The following is a 15,930-nucleotide window of genomic DNA, read 5'->3' as shown; positions in this document are numbered from 1 at the left end:
GAAAGGAGAAATGAGCATGAAATTACTGGTACCTGTAAACAATTTTGAATCAACGGTAAGACAGATTGAAGCAGGAGGCGAAGAGCTGTACCTGGGAGCAGACAGCAGCACCTTTCATAATCTCAGCTTCAACGGCAGGGGCAGATTGAATCCGAAGGGCGAAAGGAACTGTCCGGATTTTAAGGAATTAAAGGATATCGTACAGTATGCCCATGAGAAGGACGTCCAGGTCATGTTCACGGCCAATCTTCCCTTCCTGGCTAATAACCCGGACGGCTCACGGGAATATTTAAAGCTGTTTATAAAATATGTTACGGATGCCATGGAGGCCGGAGTGGATTCTGTCATTGTTGCCGATTTAGGTGCGGTACAGATATTAAGAAAAGAAGGAATTAACATACATATCGCAGCCAGTACCTTTTTTGAGATTATCAATAAGGAACAGATTGCCTGTCTGGAAGAGCTGGGTGTAAACCGGGTTGTACTGTCTTATCAGCTGACCATGGAGGAAATCATGGAGCTGACAGAGAGTACGAAGCTGGAAATAGAAATCTTCGGACATTACGGCTGCTCCTTTTATGATGACTGCAACCTGAAGCATAACTTCGGGGAGCAGACGGCAGATTTATTGGGAGTTCCCTGCAGAAATGTTTATGATGTTACAGAAAACGGCACATTTACTCATTCCTGCCAATTTTTAAATGCTTCCCTGGCTTGCAGTGTCTGCTCCATGCGGCGGCTGCAGGAAGCCGGAGTCTATGCCACGAAGCTGGTTGGGCGGGACTTGGATATGGATATGAATTATCAGATTACGGCAGTTTATTCAAAGCTGCTGCATGCCCTGAGGGAAAAGCAAATGACGGCAGAGGAATACAATGCCCTGCGAGGGGAAGTATTGCCGGAATGGTGGAGAAGAGTATACTGCCGGAAGCAGCAGTGCAAATACTTACCTGGATTAACGACCGGTTCTTATATAGGATTGGATGAACTGTAAGGAGCGAAAATCATGGAGATTGGCTTTTATGTGAAAAGTGCAGAGCAGCTGAAGGAAGCATTGGAGAGGGGGATTAACCCTCAGTGGATTATGTTCGGGGATTACGGATGCTATAAGCGGATTCCGGAATTAGAGGAGTTACAGCAGGCAGCCGGCGGCGTGGACGTAAAATTTCATTATATCAGCCCGAAAGTCAATATGGGAGTGATGGATTATGAATACAAAAAGGTCCTATCCTTTCTGGAACAGGGACTTGCCGTCAGCATTAACGATCTGGGATTACTCTATAAGCTGCGCCCGGATTTGGGGAAAGCTTCACCGGTATATCTGGGACGTCTGCTGACAAAGAGTGTGAACCGCTGGGTATGGGGGGACCTCCATGTGGCGGAAGAGGAGGATAAGGCCAAGGAATATTTTGCCCAGAATAATTTTTATCAGCAGGAGAAAATGGAGCTGTTCCGAAACTGGAATATAAAAGGGATAGAAACGACCGTATTTCAGAAGGAAGAAAATAGCCTGAAAAAAATCAAGGAACAGGGCTTTGAAATTATCGGATATATGGACCAGACCATTGCAGCCATTTCAAGAGCCTGCCCGATTGTCCGGGACAGAAAATTGGCAGTAAAGGGCAGGGATTGCAGCAGTTACTGCGTGAATCAGGAATATGAGGTCACTCCGGCAAACCTTCAGCAAAAGGAGAGGTATCCGAAGCTGATGCTGGAAGGAGCCGTGTTGATGAAATCAATGGAGCCGTCGGTTACCTGGGATGGCTATGAAAAAGCGGTATTCTCCACATTTGATGCGGAAACTGCTGCATGTATCAAAGAAATACTGGGAAGGCATAACAGTTAGTGTGAAAATTAAGAAGCAATTTTCACACAAGATTGTGCTGGGAAGGCATGACAGTTAATGTGAAAATTAAGAAGCAATTTTCACACAAGATTGTGCTGGGAAGGCATAACAGTTAATGTGAAAATTAAGAAGCAATTTTCATAAGCAAATTTGTGCCTGCGGCTCAAAGTTTGCAGGCTATGAGAAAGGTATGGTTATTAGTATGAAGAAAGAGATAGTGGTAGAAAACATTCTGTACATATTGAACCATAAAATACCCGAGGCCGGTGATATCGCAATCACAAAGGATACGGCCGGGGACCTGCTGCAGGTCGGTTCTCTGGTATTCTTACAGCTGTTGACCGAGGTGGAAAAGGAGTACCAGATTCAAATTGAGGATGATTACTGGGAATACGATAAGATGAATTCGGTGGATGCCATTGCGGATTATGTATTAGAAAGCCTTAAGCAAAAGGGGAAGCTGGCATGATTAGCGATATCATATTCAGGAATCCGGCTATTGACGACAGCCGGATTGCCTGTAAAACGGCAGAAGAAGCAATAACCTATGGGGAACTGAAAAAAAGGATAAAAGCCTTTGCCTCTTATCTGATATCCGGCGGATGCAGGGCCGGTGACCGGATACTGATATGGCAGAATAACAGTATTGAACAGCTGGTTTCTTACTTTGGGGTAAATCTTATCGGAGGTATTGCCGTATTGGCAGATACCAAACTGAAGCAGGAAATGGAAGATATTATCAAAGATAATAACATTACTCTTTTACTGACCACCAGAAAACAGAGGGATAATCTGAAGGTTGCAGATGCCCTGCAGACTGTTTTCGCAGAGGAGGCAGGTGGGATGGAGGAGTTTCCGGCTGACCTGCAGAGCTATCTGGAAAGACAGGATTTCCAGGAGGACCAGCTGTCAACAGTACTGTACACCTCAGGCTCCGCCGGAAAGCCCAAGGGGGTATTAAACACCCACAGGAATCTGGAAGAGGCATTGAAAAATTATGGGGAAACCATGGATTTTACATGGAAGGATAAATTTATTGGAGTTACGCCCTTTTTTCATTCCTATGCCTTTGATTCCTGCATGCTCGTGGCCCTTTACCGAGGAGCGCAGCTGCTGCTTATGAGCAGTTTTGTACCCTCGAAGGTGCTTTTGACCATCCAGGAGGAAGAAGCTACGGTTTTTCATGGGGTTCCGTTTATGTACCAGCTAATGAATGACCAGCTGTATGCTTCCTATTATGATTTAAGCAGCCTCAGGGTGTGCATATCGGCAGGCAGCAGGCTGAATCCGGATTGCCTCAGAAAATTCAACCAGCTGACAGGACGGGTAATCCATCAGGAATATGGAAGCACCGAGACAGGAACCATTGCCATTAATTTAAGCAATGATGTGGAAAAAGCGGTGAATTATGTCGGAAAGCCTTTGCAGAATGTAGACTGTAAATTAATACCCTGTGACGAAGACGGTAATAAGACCCTGATGATTATCAGTAAGGGCATATCCGCCGGATATATGGGAGAGCTTCCCTTTGAAAGGGAAGGATATCTTACCCAGGACATCTGTGTGATAGAGGATGGATATATCCGCATAAAGGGACGGGCAGACCGTCTGATTAATATAACCGGGCTGAAGGTCAATCCCGTTGAGGTGGAACGGTGCCTGAAGCAGCACCCGGATATCGGGGATGCTTTTGTAAAGGGCAGAAAGAGCGAGAACTTCGAGGAAGCAGTGGAAGCGTTTGTTGTAAAGAAGCGGGAGAGCCTGACAGAAAAAGAATTGGCGGATTACTGCAGAAAGAATCTTGCGGCATACAAGGTGCCCAGCTGCATTACCTGGGTGGAGCAGATTGAAAAATCCGGTCTTGGAAAGCCCAGGTTCTTATAAAAGGAGGCAGACATGGAAACACAGAAGGAAAGTGAAGAGAAAGGTGATTTTTGCTTTCTGGCAAACGTGAAAACCTTTTTAAGTAATTTTGACATGCAGCAGGAAGAATATTGGCTGGGTGGAATGCTCGGTGTCATGGGATTCTATTTTACCACCCTGAAGACCGGGATTCCCTCGGTGGTCAATGGAAGAAGCGACGAATTTGAAGGACTGTATGCACATTTTGTGGAATATCTTAAGGAACCGCTGGTAACGGAGAGGTTTACCGGGAAAGAAGAGGCCCTGGTACGGGCAGGGGTATTGCTTCGGGCCGGCATGGTACCTATGATGTGGATGGATGAGTATTATCTTCCCCTGGCTTACAACTATGGGAAGAACCATCTTTGGGTGATGGCGGTAATACAAAAGGAAACAGAAGCAAGCTTTGAAATTTTTAATAATGAAAAGCGTATTATGCAAAAAGAAAAATCGGAGGAGCTGCTATTCCGGGATGGAGTAATTGAAATCCAGTATGCACCTTCAAGGCCTGGCTGGAAGTATACGGAGAAGGAAATGGCAGTAAAAGGCCTACGGCAGGTGGTGGATAATTTACGGAAGACCAGCAGTTTGGAGGAGCAGTATTTTGGCATTGAGGGAATGAGAGAATATAAGAAAGTCTTTGAAGCCTGCCGGGATTTTAATGTGATATATGATTATTTCTATGAAATGAACCGGGGCGGAGGCTTATATAAAACCAGGCGGAACCTGCACTTGTTTTTACAGGAGCTTGAAAAAAGATGGCCCAGCCGGGAAGGACAGGCTTGTGCATCACTTTATGCGGAGTTAGAGGAAAAGTGGACGAAAATTACAAATCTGACCTTTAAGCTAAGTATTTCAAAAGACCCTGGATTGCAGCAGCGCATCGGTAAGAGGCTGGAGGAAGCAATATTACTGGAGGAGCAGGGGATAAAACAAATGGAAGAATTGATGAAAGCACTAATCTAGCAACGGGTGAAGGGAAAACGATATGTCTGAGATTATTACGGTTAAGAATTTATATAAGCAATATAATTACTACGAGAAAGAGGCAGGGCTGAAAAATTCTTTCAAAGGCTTGTTCACCAGAAAAAAATTAGTCCGAGAAGCCGTAAAGGATATATCTTTTCAGGTAAAGGAAGGAGAGGTGGTCGGATTTCTGGGAGCGAACGGTGCCGGGAAGACGACTACTTTAAAAATGCTTTCGGGAATCTTATATCCAACCGCGGGAGAAATTTCTGTCATGGGATACCGCCCGTCGGAAAGGAAGAAAAATTTTAAAAGGCAGTTCTCTATTGTAATGGGACAGAAAAACCAGCTCTGGTGGGATTTGCCGGCAAGTGAATCGCTGGAATTGAACCGGTGCATTTATGAAATTGACAGGAAGGATTTTGATGAAATGGTTGATTACCTGACAGAGCTTTTAGAGGTAAAGGAGCTGCTTAATGTTCAGGTACGACGGCTTTCTTTGGGGGAGCGTATGAAAATGGAGCTGATTGCTTCTCTGATCTACCGGCCCAAGGTTTTATTTCTGGATGAGCCCACCATAGGCCTGGACATTATTTCTCAGAAAAATATTCAGGATTTTATCAGGGAATACAATAAGGAATTCAAGACAACGGTTATTCTCACCAGCCACTACATGAATGACATCGAGAAGCTTTGCAGGCGGACGATTATCATGAATCACGGTTCCATTGTCTATGACGGGGAATTAAAGGAGGTCAACGGTATCTTTGGAGATGACAAGCTGCTGAAGTTCCAGCTGGATTCTGATATCCCTTTGGATACCATCGCACAATACGGAAGGATCATAAAACATGAAAATATGAATTTTACTTTACAGGTGGGAAAGGATGAGGTAAAGGCCTGCGCTGTAAAGCTGCTGCAGGATTTACCCGTCAATGATTTTAATGTGGAAGACATTCCGGTGGAAGAAGGAATTACCTTACTCTATAAAAAGGAGGAGGTATAAGTGAAGAAGAAGGAAATGTATCTCAGGTCCTTTCAGATAGGACTGCAGAATTCCATGGAATACCGGTTTAATTTTATATTAAGCATATTCAGCACCATAGTGCCTACCATTACCCAGCTGTTCCTGTGGAATGCAATGTTTGAAAGCTCAGCGACCGGAAGGGTCTATGGCTATACCTATTCATCCATGATTATGTATACCATTCTGGCAGGAGTTGTTTCCAAGCTCATGGCAGCCGGCTGTGAGTGGAGCGTTGCGGCAGATATCCGTGACGGAGGTCTGAATAAATATATTGTGAAGCCCATTGGCTATTTCAGGTATCAGTTCTGCTGCTTTCTGGGACAGAAGTCGGTGCAGAGTGCCGTATTTACCGTTATTCTTGCCATTATATTAGTTGTGGCGAAGGCAAACTCCTTTTTTTCCGTGGCTCCTGTACGCTTGCTCTACTTTGCGGCAGCAGTGGTATTGGGGATTCTGATCAATATGTTCTTAGGGTTTATGGTCAGTGCCGTTGCCTTCTGGATAACCGAGGCATGGTCAGCCTTTCTGATATTGGGATTGGCAATTAACATTGCCAGCGGGGGTGTCTTTCCTCTTGACATCTTCGGTGAAAAGGTGGTTACGGTACTAAAGTTCCTTCCGTTTCAGTATACGGTATATTTCCCGATTAATATTTTAAACGGAAACATTGTCATAGGAGATATTTTTCCGAGTCTTTGTATCCAGGTGGCATGGATTGTCATATTGGCCTTTATGCTTCAGCTTCTCTGGAAAATCGGGCTAAGAAAATATGAGGCGGTAGGAGGCTGAGGGATGAAATACATATTCAAAGAAATCGGCAGGCATATATCCATTTACTTTAAATTCGTGAAAAATTGCCTGATCAAACTCATGATATACCGTACGAACTTCTTTATGAGCATGGCGGTGGAGGTTGCATTTTTATTTACGAAGCTGCTGTATGTTCTGGTTGTTTATAACGCCGGCTCTACCATAAAGGGATTTACCCCTGATGATATTTTGCTGTATTCCGGAACATTTATAATCATGTCTGGAATTCATGTTTCCCTGTTCTTTTTCAATTTTTCCATGATACAGCAATATATAAGGGAAGGAACCCTGGATATGTTCATTACCAAGCCTGTTTCCTTACAGTTTATGGTTACCCTCAGAAATGTGGACATTGCAACCGCTATCCCGAATATTCTGGCAGGAATTATCTGCACCGTAATAGGATGGCAAAAAGCGCATATTCCGGTGACGGCAGTAAATCTGCTGGGCTATATAGGCTTTCTCTTTACGGGAATCATTCTGGCATATTGCGTTACCCTGATACCGGAGCTATTGTGCTTCTGGACGATTAACGGCTCCGCTGTCCATGAATTATCGGATTCCCTGTGGAATATAAATTCCATGCCAATGCAAATATATAAAAAGTGGATGAGGAACATCGGAACCTTTTTGTTCCCTATCTTATTAATCAGTAATAATTCCTTTCTGTTCGTTGTCGGAAAGCTGGATAAGAGGGCAATATTATGGGGAATTACCGCACCGGTCTTCTGTATCATTCTGGTCAGGCTGGTGTGGAAAAAAGCGATTCGCAGCTATTCAAGTGCGAGCAGTTAATACAAGAGGAGGTGATTATTTGGATAAATTGAAAGCAGCCGTTGTGATACCTACCTTTAATAAAAAGGAACGGCTTCTTCTGACACTGGAATCCTTCCGTTATCAGACCGTAAGCCCGGATACCTTTGAAGTGCTTCTGGTGGATGACGGTTCTGCGGATGGGACCAGGGAAATGCTTCAGGAGTGGGAAGGAGAATTTTCACTCCGCTACATAGAGCAAAATAACAAAGGGCGTTCCGCCGCCAGGAACAGAGGGGTCGAGGAAGCAAGGGCAGAGCTGATAATTTTTTGTGACGATGACATGATTGCAGCACCGACCTTTGTGGAAGCACATATTGCAGCCCATCAGGAACGGCCCTGTGCGGCCCATGGAATGATTTATAATCTGCCTTTTCTAAAATTCTTTAAAAACCCCTCTACGGGAGAGGCCTATGAGGAATTGGACGGGGAGTCCCTGGTCCTGATAAGGCGGTATTGTATCAGGAAAGAAGAAATAAAGGATATATCCTATATCAAAAGTCTGAGTAAAAAGACATTAATTGAAAAGAACATAGCAAGTATCTTTAAGAATAACCTGGCGCAATACCAATGGCTTTCCTTTACCGGAGCCAATTCTTCCTGTGAAAAGGAGCTGCTGGAAAGGGCAGGTATGTTTGACGAAGGGTTTGGTAAGGCGTGGGGCGCAGAGGATTTTGAACTGGGTTACCGGCTTTATCTGCAGCATACCCCCTTTGTTTATCTGGAAGAAGGTTACAATTTTCACATGATGCATGCACGCATGGATTTTCAGGATGCACTGAGGAAATCCAATGATAAATTCTACCGGATGCACCCGGACAAAAAAATATATTTTCTGCCGAAGCTGCTATCAGGAGAAATTAAGAGCATCGAGGAATACAAGGATTATGTAAATTCACATACAATAAATGAATATGAAGGAGATTGATAATTATGGAAAGAAAAGAAATCTATGAAAAAATCAAACAGGCCATCAGTTCCGTATTAAGAAGGGAGGTTGACTTTACCGGTATTACAGAAGATACCGATATTATTGAGTCCTTGAACCTGAATTCCATTGTTGCAATTGAACTGGTAGTACGTATGGAGACCTTATTTGATATTGAAATCGATGACGAGGATTTAAGCACGGATTTATTCCGTACTCTGAAAAACATTGCCGACTATATAGAGGAAAAACGGGCTCTGGCAAATGAATAGTGTAAAACTGGTGCAGATTGAGCCGACGACCAGATGTAATTTTACCTGTGCCTTTTGCTCCGGAAGACATATGGAACAGAGGGATCTTGAGTTTCACAGCTTTCAGACCGTTGTTGACCGTATGCCGGAACTTGAGTGCATGGAACTGCAGGGAGAGGGTGAACCGTTTCTCCATCCGAGGATTTACGATATGATCCGGTATGCAAAGGACCATGGCATCCAGGTCTCAAGTATTTCCAACGGAAGCCTCTTAACCGCTGCCAATGTGGAGAAGCTGCTGGATTGCGGGCTGGACAGTCTGAATATTTCCATCGAATCACCGGAGCCGGAGGAATTTAAAAAAATCCGCGGCGGTGATTTGAATAAAATTACGGAAGGTATAAGAAGGCTGGTAAAAAGAAAAGAAGAAAGAGGCACATTGACTCCGGTCATTGGATTTTCCGTTACGGTTCTAAAAAGTACGGCTTCAAAGCTGGATGATATTTTTATGCTGTATGAGAAGCTGGGAATGGACGGCGGTATTTCCATTCAGTTTTTAAATGCCTCCAGGGAGTATAGCAGGCACTATACGGAAAAAGAAAACGGAGAATATCTGACCGGGAAGGAACAGCTTCTGATAAGAAGGGATTATTTCCGCAGACTGGGCCATATACAGATAAATAAAACTGCGGAGCATTTTTTTACCAGGATTGAGGAAGCGGTAAAAGTAAATTCCGGACAAGCAGGGTATTGCGTATGGCTGGAGGATGCCATTTATATCAATTGTCAGGGCTATGCTTCCTCCTGTGTATACATAAAGGACGGGGAGCACCTCGGACTGGGACATGTTGAAAGGGATGGCATGGAAAGCATACTGGAGGCAAGAAGGAAAGAACAGGAGGCCATCAGGAGCTGCATCCCCACAAAAAGCTGCGCTTATATCAATTGTGAGGTCGTAAAGCAAATAAAAAATATGGCATTAAATTAACGTCAAATAATGAAAAAGTGGTGAATGAGATGGAAAAGGGAAAGTTACTGATACGGAATATTACCCAGGTGCAGGCCAAAATTGGGGCACTTCCTCCGGCAAAGAAAATTCTGGTTCTATCACCCCATCAGGATGATGAATTAATCGGCTGCGGCGGAACGGTCCTGGCATATCTGAAGGAAGATGCACAGGTAAAGCTTATGTATATGACGGACGGGCGCTATGGGATTATGAGCGGCGAGCCGGAAATCCGGAATGAGGAAGCCAGACAGGTATGGGAAGGAAAGCAGGTGGAGCAGATTTTCCTGAATCATGAGGACTCCCATTTGTTTGAGTCCGATTCCATACATTCCCTTCGGGCAGTGATAGAGGAATTTCAGCCGGATATTATATTTACACCGTGGGTACTGGACCAGCATATTGACCACCAGTACACAACGGGCTTTTTGCAGAAAGCGCTGCAGCAGCTTCCGGAATTTGAAGTGGCAGTTGCCATGTATGAGGTAATGAGCCCCCTGTATGCCAATCTAATGATTAACATAACAAAGGAATTTCCGGAAAAGATGAGGATGCTGGAAAATTATAAATCACAGCTTAAATTCATGCATATCCGGGAAATAACGGAGGCATTGAATGTATACCGGGGAAAATCCATGCATCTAAAGGCAATCGCTCAGGCTGAGTCCTTTCATTATGGAGAAAAGAAATTCTTTTTAAGTGTTGTAGATGAATTAACCAGTATTTTTTAAGCAGAAAAGAAAGGAGTGGCAGAATGAAAAAGTTATTATGGTTTGACGGAAGGAAGCTATCACCGGAGGATGGAACCGTTTTGCCCCTGGTATCCAATTCCGGTATTGAGAACATCCTGGTGGAGGCGAAGAACAGGAACGCATATAAAATGAAACAAAATATGCATTACATTGTTCAGGTGGAGCAGCAGGAAGATATGGATTTTGTGGCCGAGGGAGATGTCGTACTGTCCGGCTCGGAGGAATTGCTGGAGGAAGCAAAGAGAAGAGGCAATAAAACTGCCATTTATGTATTGGTAAATGACCGGCCTGGATTGGATTATGCCTATGAAGAGGGCGGAAATTATGACTATGCCGTCATTAAATTTGATTGTGTGACCAATATTCCGCTGGAACTTTTAATAGCCACATTTCAAAATGAAAGGACGATACTGTTGAAAGAAGTGCAGAAGGCTCAGGATGGAAAAATAGCCTTTGATGTAATGGAAGCCGGAGCAGACGGCGTGCTGCTGTCCACCACGGATATCAGGGAAATACTGGAATTGGATGCTTATGTGGAAAGTATGGAACATACAAAATTGAAGCTGGTACCGGGAAAGGTAAAAGCGGTGGAACATATCGGAATGGGGTATCGGGCCTGTATTGACACGACCTCCATGCTGAAAAAAAATGAAGGAATGCTCATTGGCTCATTTTCCAGGGGAGGAGTCCTGCTCAGTTCTGAAATGCATGAACTGCCCTACATGAATTTAAGGCCCTTCCGTGTAAATGCCGGAGCCGTACATTCTTATGTATGGACTCCCGGTGGAAATACGGAATATCTGACCGACTTAAAATCCGGAAGCAAGGTGCTGGCTGTTGATCATGAAGGAAATGCCAGGGAGGTTTCTGTTGGGAGAATTAAAATTGAAGCCAGGCCGCTGCTGAAAATTACCGTTGAAGCGGAAGGGCAGCTCTTTAATGTCATTGTACAGGATGACTGGCATATCCGTGTCCTTGGAATGAAGGGGGAGCCCTATAATGCATCCATTCTGACAGAGAATACCGAGTTAGCGACTTATGTTTGTGAGCCGGGAAGACATGTAGGAATAAAAATCGAGGAAGATATTATTGAAAAGTGAAGGTGAGGGTCATGATAGGAAAAGAAATCCGTTTCAGTAAAATCATTCAGCCGGATACGGGCCGGACCTGCATAGTTCCTTTGGACCACGCGGTTACTTCCGGGCCAATTGATGGCCTTAGTCATGTAATCCAATCAATTGGGAGGATTGGAGTAGAAAAAACCAATGCTTTTGTCGTTCATAAGGGAGTCCTCTATCAGCTGGAAGGAAATAAGAAGCTGCTGGCGGGAGGCAATTTTCTGCTGCATATATCGGCTTCCACGGATCTTGGAGGTCTGGCCGCTCATAAATGCCTGGTCAGCTCGGTAGAACATGCTGTTCGCCTGGGGGCCATTGGCGTATCCGTTCATGTGAATCTTGGAAACCGCTATGAATCAGAAATGATTTCCGACCTGGGGTGTATTGCTGATGCCTGCTATCAATGGGGCATGCCCGTACTGGCCATGATGTATGTCCGAAATGATGAAGACCAGAATGCAAATGATTGGATGAAAATTGCCCACGCAGCAAGAATTGCCCAGGAGCTTGGAGCTGACATTGTAAAAATCGCATGTCCGAAGCAGGAACAGGAGCTTGGTGAAATAGTAGAGAAGGTTCAGATTCCTGTCATAATCTCCGGCGGGGAAAAGATGGAGGACCTGCAGTTTCTGGAATATGTGGATAAAGCATTGAAGGCCGGTGTATCCGGTATTTCCGCAGGAAGAAATGTTTTTCAGTCCGAAAATCCCGGAAGGCTGGTCACCTGGGTCAGTGACCTGGTACATAGAAGAAAAACACTGGAGGAAATCAAAATATTGATGGAAATGGAGAGATATAATGAGAACGCAGATTATCAATTTATATTACGAAAAAGTAAAAGATAAAAAAGATTTTGACAACGATTATGAAAATCTTGACAATAACGATATCGGAAGAGTCTATGCTTTTATCAGGCGGAACCGCATTCCGGTGCAGCTGGAGTATATCAATTGTCTGACCTGCGAAGAGGAATTTCATAAGGTGGATACGGAGGCAGACATCATTTTGTTATATGGGGATAATACCTGCAGGGAAGCCTCTTATTACATCTCTGAAAATTTAAAGCAGAGAAAGCCCAATGCTTTGATAGGCCTTACCGGCAGATTTGCCACAGAAGCCGGAGACCCCATATTAAATGACTGCAGGGATATGGATTTTATACTGATGGAATATCCGGAATACCCCTTCCTGGATTTAATCAGGGGGATTGAAGAGGGAAAGACCATAGAGGAGCTGGGCAAGGAGCATCCCCATATTAAGACTCAGAAATACCGTGAGGGAAAGATCTTTTGCAATACCGATATTAATTTGTTTCCCTGGGCGGACAGGAGCTATCTGAGATATGAGAATGGTATGACGGCCTATTTGTGCGGTTCTCAGGGATGCTTAGGCAACTGCAGCTTCTGCCGAATTTCCAATCATAATCTGAAATGGAGCGGAAGAAGCCCCCAGGATATTGCAAACGAAATTATCCATATCTATGAAACAAAGGGTGTAAAATTCTTTGCCCTGAAAGACTGCAGCATGGAGGACCCGGGGGATATCGGAAAGGAACGTTTAAAGCAGCTCTGTCTTGCCCTGCTGGAATATCCCGTCCGTTTTGGGTTCCGGGGCTACATCCGTGCAGAATCCTTCCATGATACTCCGGAAGACAGGGAAATTATCAAACTGCTTTTTGAAGCAGGCTTCCGTGTGATTCTTATTGGAATTGAAGCCGGCAATGATGAGGATTTGATTTATTATAACAAGCGTGCAAGAACAAAGGACAATGAAGAAGCCATCCGTTTGTTCCGGGAGGCCGGAATTGACCCTATCTATGGATTCATTATGATAAATCCTCATACAACTGCGGATAAGATGAAAAAGAACTTTGAGTTTTTAGTAAAGTATAAGGATTTCCATTTGGATGATTATATCAATGCACTGCGGATTTTCTATAATACACCTATTTTCCATCAGCTGAAATCCGAAGGACTTCTGGAAGGCTCCATGGATTACAAGGAATATTACGATTATAAATTCGAAGATTCCTATGTTAAGACCGTGTTTGATTTTACCAGGGAATATTTCCATGATAAAAAGGAATTGACCGTAAGGGATTTGGAGTTCTGGGATACCATCCATCTATTCTACCGTATGAAATCCACCGTAGGTGATTTGGGTAAGGTTGATGAGGCTATGGAGGAATTGAAGGTAAAGCTGGCCGACCGTATGGCAGAATATTTTGAGCCTTTGTATATGAGGTGCAATATGGAGGAATGCAGGAATAATTATGATATGTTTAAGGAAGATATGGTGAAGCTGTATGAGGAGGCGGAAAACCTGAAACTAAGGCTTATCAGGATAAATCTGAAATCCAGTAAGGTTATTTAGAAATGCAGCTTCATGAACAGGCCGGAGAAAATATTAATATATGAGGTCATTCTAGCTGAACCCATTGATAAGTAAATGCAATTGTTTTATGATTTTTGGACATTAAAAGAAAGTTACGTGAAAGCGGTAGGAAAGGGGTTAAGTATTCCGATTCGCTGCATTTTGGGTATTAAATTTATTCAGGGAGTTATTCATTTCACGCCATTTAATGGTATAATAAAAACAATACAGTGTTAATACCTGTCCGATTACAGGGCAGTCCATGACTTTTAATGGATGCATATTGATACCGCAACTTACCATAGGAAGGACCCTGAGATAAATGCAAAATCCATTTATAAAAATAACAGAAATCAAATGCGGCAAAGTCACGGAAGCACAAAATTCTCTTTGGGAAGGCCTTATCTTGTTAATGAGAGAAAAACCGGTATACGAGATAGGCGTTAAACAGTTATGCCAGGTGGCACATGTGGCAAGAAGTACATTTTATGTGTATTACCAAAATGTCGATGAGCTATTGGAGGAAATAGAGAATTACCATATAATTAAATTACTGGGACTCAATCATGATATTATGGTTAATAAATGCTATGATGAGAACAGTGTTGCATTTTATGAAGAGACGATGCTCTATCTGGAGGAATATAAAAAAACATTTTATTGTTTCTTAGTAGCTTATCCAAATGTTAGATTTATAGAAAAATGGAAAGAAGCTATAAAATACCATGTTTGGGAACGAGGATTTGGAAGGAATGAAATAAAAAATAATAAATTGCTTCTTGAAATGGCGGCTTCCGAAATTATGGCAGCTTATACTTTCTGGCTGCAGCATCCATATGAGGTGGATATTTCAGGAGTAAACAGGATAATCGTTAACACAATTCGTGCATGGGACTATAAGACCGAGAAAATACAGCAGATATTTTAAAGGATGGACAAAGCCTGGGGACTTTGTACCTTTTTCCAAATATTCAAAGCAATAGATAACCCGAAAGGGGTTGTTGCAAAATAGAAAGTTCATACCAGATTTCTTACATAAATTCATTTATGTACACTATATCAGGTATTGGATGGCCTTTTTGCGGCAGCCCCTTTTTCCCATGCCGTACCGCCGCCAAAGTTTAGACACTTTGCCCGTTTTTGTCGCAGAAAAATGCAGGAAAAGAGCTTAGAATAAAAGAAGCTAATGGAATGGCGGAAAAAAACCTGTAAAAGCTATGAAAGAATCCACAACGAACAGGTATGCAGCGATGGAGGTGTTTATGGAGAAGATAAAAATACATGTATTACACACAGGAAGGGTTTGTGTTGACCCTGCATTACCCTTTAAAAGCAAATCCAAAAATCCAATTGCCTATACGGGAATCGGTAGAAATCCTAAAAACCGTCTTTGGCTGCCAGTATCGGTCTATTTGATTGAGCATCCGAATGGATTGATTTTATATGATACGGGATGGCACAGGGAAGTAAGTCCGGAGGGAAAATACAGCAGAATAGCACAAATAAAACACATGTATCTCAGGCATTATTTGCTGAATCAGGCAAAGCTGCCAAAGGGGAAAGCCATTGATGAACAGTTGGAGGAGATGGGTATCAAGCCATCTGACCTTGATTATGTAATCCTGTCTCATATGCATACGGACCATGCTTCCGGGCTAAAGCTGGTAAAGGTGGCAAAAAAAATCATGGTCAGCAAGACAGAGATGGAGGATACGGTCAGGCATCCTGTCCGCTATGCAAGGCGTATGTGGGATGGAGTTCAAATAGATACCTTTAGTTTTAAAAACACAGGGCTGGGGCCGGTGGGGAAATCCTATGATCTATTTGGCGACGGCTCCATTGAACTTATAAATATACCGGGGCATACAAATGGGATTGCAGCAATGAAGATTAATAATAACGGCAAGTATGTACTGCTTTTTGCAGATGGCGGATATGCGGAAAAGTCCTGGAAGGAGATGATTGCGCCGGGAACCGCCTTAGACAGGGATGGGGCAATGGCTTCAATTGCATGGATTAAAGAGATGAGCCGGAAAGAAGCATGCCTGGAGTCACTGGCCAACCATGACCCAGATGTGATACCTCATGAAATCATCCTATAGCACAGGAATAGCAGGAAGACCAGCAGTTATTAAGGA

Annotated in this window: 18 protein-coding genes; all 18 read left to right on the top strand. The window is 43.5% G+C overall.

Features of this window, described 5'->3' with window-relative positions:
* Positions 1–16: 16 nt before the first annotated feature.
* The 18 genes from BUB77_RS07515 (at position 17) to BUB77_RS07430 (ending at position 15,894) form a co-directional block, all read left to right on the top strand.
* The gene (locus tag BUB77_RS07515) at positions 17–994 is read left to right on the top strand and encodes a peptidase U32 family protein (RefSeq protein WP_073274397.1); all 978 of its coding nucleotides are present in this window, start codon (positions 17–19) and stop codon (positions 992–994) included.
* Positions 995–1,006: 12 nt separating this feature from the next.
* Positions 1,007–1,846, top strand: coding sequence for a hypothetical protein (locus tag BUB77_RS07510; protein ID WP_073274395.1), 840 nt, complete (start codon positions 1,007–1,009; stop codon positions 1,844–1,846).
* A 190-nt stretch (positions 1,847–2,036) separates the two neighbouring features.
* On the top strand, positions 2,037–2,315 hold the full coding sequence (locus BUB77_RS07505; RefSeq protein WP_073274393.1) for a hypothetical protein: 279 nt from the start codon (positions 2,037–2,039) through the stop codon (positions 2,313–2,315).
* Positions 2,312–3,730, top strand: coding sequence for a class I adenylate-forming enzyme family protein (locus BUB77_RS07500; RefSeq protein ID WP_073274391.1), 1,419 nt, complete (start codon positions 2,312–2,314; stop codon positions 3,728–3,730). The genes BUB77_RS07505 and BUB77_RS07500 overlap by 4 nt, the downstream gene beginning before the upstream one ends.
* A 12-nt stretch (positions 3,731–3,742) precedes the next feature.
* On the top strand, positions 3,743–4,714 hold the full coding sequence (locus tag BUB77_RS07495; RefSeq protein ID WP_073274389.1) for a cysteine peptidase family C39 domain-containing protein: 972 nt from the start codon (positions 3,743–3,745) through the stop codon (positions 4,712–4,714).
* A gap of 22 nt (positions 4,715–4,736) precedes the next feature.
* Positions 4,737–5,720, top strand: a complete 984-nt coding sequence (locus BUB77_RS07490; RefSeq protein ID WP_073274387.1) for an ABC transporter ATP-binding protein — start codon at positions 4,737–4,739, stop codon at positions 5,718–5,720.
* Complete coding sequence (locus BUB77_RS07485) at positions 5,721–6,530, top strand: ABC transporter permease (protein WP_084123979.1); 810 nt, start codon at positions 5,721–5,723, stop codon at positions 6,528–6,530.
* 3 nt (positions 6,531–6,533) lie between these two features.
* Complete coding sequence (locus tag BUB77_RS07480) at positions 6,534–7,346, top strand: ABC transporter permease (protein ID WP_073274385.1); 813 nt, start codon at positions 6,534–6,536, stop codon at positions 7,344–7,346.
* A gap of 19 nt (positions 7,347–7,365) precedes the next feature.
* The gene (locus BUB77_RS07475; protein WP_073274383.1) at positions 7,366–8,292 is read left to right on the top strand and encodes a glycosyltransferase family 2 protein; all 927 of its coding nucleotides are present in this window, start codon (positions 7,366–7,368) and stop codon (positions 8,290–8,292) included.
* Between the two features lie 5 nt (positions 8,293–8,297).
* On the top strand, positions 8,298–8,564 hold the full coding sequence (locus BUB77_RS07470; RefSeq protein WP_073274381.1) for an acyl carrier protein: 267 nt from the start codon (positions 8,298–8,300) through the stop codon (positions 8,562–8,564).
* The gene (locus tag BUB77_RS07465) at positions 8,557–9,531 is read left to right on the top strand and encodes a radical SAM protein (protein WP_073274379.1); all 975 of its coding nucleotides are present in this window, start codon (positions 8,557–8,559) and stop codon (positions 9,529–9,531) included. Before BUB77_RS07470 ends, BUB77_RS07465 begins: the two co-directional genes overlap by 8 nt.
* Before the next feature lie 29 nt (positions 9,532–9,560).
* Positions 9,561–10,280, top strand: a complete 720-nt coding sequence (locus BUB77_RS07460; protein ID WP_073274378.1) for a PIG-L deacetylase family protein — start codon at positions 9,561–9,563, stop codon at positions 10,278–10,280.
* A 23-nt stretch (positions 10,281–10,303) separates the two neighbouring features.
* Positions 10,304–11,401 (top strand): 3-dehydroquinate synthase II domain-containing protein, encoded by a 1,098-nt coding sequence (locus BUB77_RS07455; protein WP_073274376.1) that lies wholly within the window; start codon positions 10,304–10,306, stop codon positions 11,399–11,401.
* 11 nt (positions 11,402–11,412) lie between these two features.
* On the top strand, positions 11,413–12,264 hold the full coding sequence (locus BUB77_RS07450) for a class I fructose-bisphosphate aldolase (protein WP_073274374.1): 852 nt from the start codon (positions 11,413–11,415) through the stop codon (positions 12,262–12,264).
* Positions 12,218–13,792 (top strand): B12-binding domain-containing radical SAM protein, encoded by a 1,575-nt coding sequence (locus BUB77_RS07445; RefSeq protein WP_073274372.1) that lies wholly within the window; start codon positions 12,218–12,220, stop codon positions 13,790–13,792. Before BUB77_RS07450 ends, BUB77_RS07445 begins: the two co-directional genes overlap by 47 nt.
* Positions 13,793–13,867: 75 nt before the next feature.
* Positions 13,868–14,029, top strand: a complete 162-nt coding sequence (locus tag BUB77_RS30980) for a 4'-phosphopantetheinyl transferase superfamily protein (protein ID WP_408606385.1) — start codon at positions 13,868–13,870, stop codon at positions 14,027–14,029.
* An 85-nt stretch (positions 14,030–14,114) separates the two neighbouring features.
* Positions 14,115–14,720 (top strand): TetR/AcrR family transcriptional regulator, encoded by a 606-nt coding sequence (locus BUB77_RS07435; RefSeq protein ID WP_073274370.1) that lies wholly within the window; start codon positions 14,115–14,117, stop codon positions 14,718–14,720.
* A 334-nt stretch (positions 14,721–15,054) separates the two neighbouring features.
* Positions 15,055–15,894, top strand: a complete 840-nt coding sequence (locus BUB77_RS07430) for an N-acyl homoserine lactonase family protein (RefSeq protein ID WP_073274368.1) — start codon at positions 15,055–15,057, stop codon at positions 15,892–15,894.
* The last annotated feature ends 36 nt before the right edge of the window (positions 15,895–15,930 follow it).

Source organism: Anaerocolumna jejuensis DSM 15929 (genome assembly GCF_900142215.1).
Classification (GTDB): Bacteria; Bacillota; Clostridia; order Lachnospirales; family Lachnospiraceae; genus Anaerocolumna; species Anaerocolumna jejuensis.
Note: the sequence above shows the minus strand (reverse complement) of the source record. Positions and strands in the feature narration are given on the sequence as shown.

Coding starts and splice junctions, on each gene's coding strand:
- BUB77_RS07515 (WP_073274397.1), top strand. CDS start 17: ATGAAATTACTGGTACCTGTAAACAATTTTGAATCAACGGTAAGACAG.
- BUB77_RS07510 (WP_073274395.1), top strand. CDS start 1,007: ATGGAGATTGGCTTTTATGTGAAAAGTGCAGAGCAGCTGAAGGAAGCA.
- BUB77_RS07505 (WP_073274393.1), top strand. CDS start 2,037: ATGGTTATTAGTATGAAGAAAGAGATAGTGGTAGAAAACATTCTGTAC.
- BUB77_RS07500 (WP_073274391.1), top strand. CDS start 2,312: ATGATTAGCGATATCATATTCAGGAATCCGGCTATTGACGACAGCCGG.
- BUB77_RS07495 (WP_073274389.1), top strand. CDS start 3,743: ATGGAAACACAGAAGGAAAGTGAAGAGAAAGGTGATTTTTGCTTTCTG.
- BUB77_RS07490 (WP_073274387.1), top strand. CDS start 4,737: ATGTCTGAGATTATTACGGTTAAGAATTTATATAAGCAATATAATTAC.
- BUB77_RS07480 (WP_073274385.1), top strand. CDS start 6,534: ATGAAATACATATTCAAAGAAATCGGCAGGCATATATCCATTTACTTT.
- BUB77_RS07470 (WP_073274381.1), top strand. CDS start 8,298: ATGGAAAGAAAAGAAATCTATGAAAAAATCAAACAGGCCATCAGTTCC.
- BUB77_RS07465 (WP_073274379.1), top strand. CDS start 8,557: ATGAATAGTGTAAAACTGGTGCAGATTGAGCCGACGACCAGATGTAAT.
- BUB77_RS07460 (WP_073274378.1), top strand. CDS start 9,561: ATGGAAAAGGGAAAGTTACTGATACGGAATATTACCCAGGTGCAGGCC.
- BUB77_RS07455 (WP_073274376.1), top strand. CDS start 10,304: ATGAAAAAGTTATTATGGTTTGACGGAAGGAAGCTATCACCGGAGGAT.
- BUB77_RS07450 (WP_073274374.1), top strand. CDS start 11,413: ATGATAGGAAAAGAAATCCGTTTCAGTAAAATCATTCAGCCGGATACG.
- BUB77_RS07445 (WP_073274372.1), top strand. CDS start 12,218: ATGAGAACGCAGATTATCAATTTATATTACGAAAAAGTAAAAGATAAA.
- BUB77_RS30980 (WP_408606385.1), top strand. CDS start 13,868: ATGCAATTGTTTTATGATTTTTGGACATTAAAAGAAAGTTACGTGAAA.
- BUB77_RS07435 (WP_073274370.1), top strand. CDS start 14,115: ATGCAAAATCCATTTATAAAAATAACAGAAATCAAATGCGGCAAAGTC.
- BUB77_RS07430 (WP_073274368.1), top strand. CDS start 15,055: ATGGAGAAGATAAAAATACATGTATTACACACAGGAAGGGTTTGTGTT.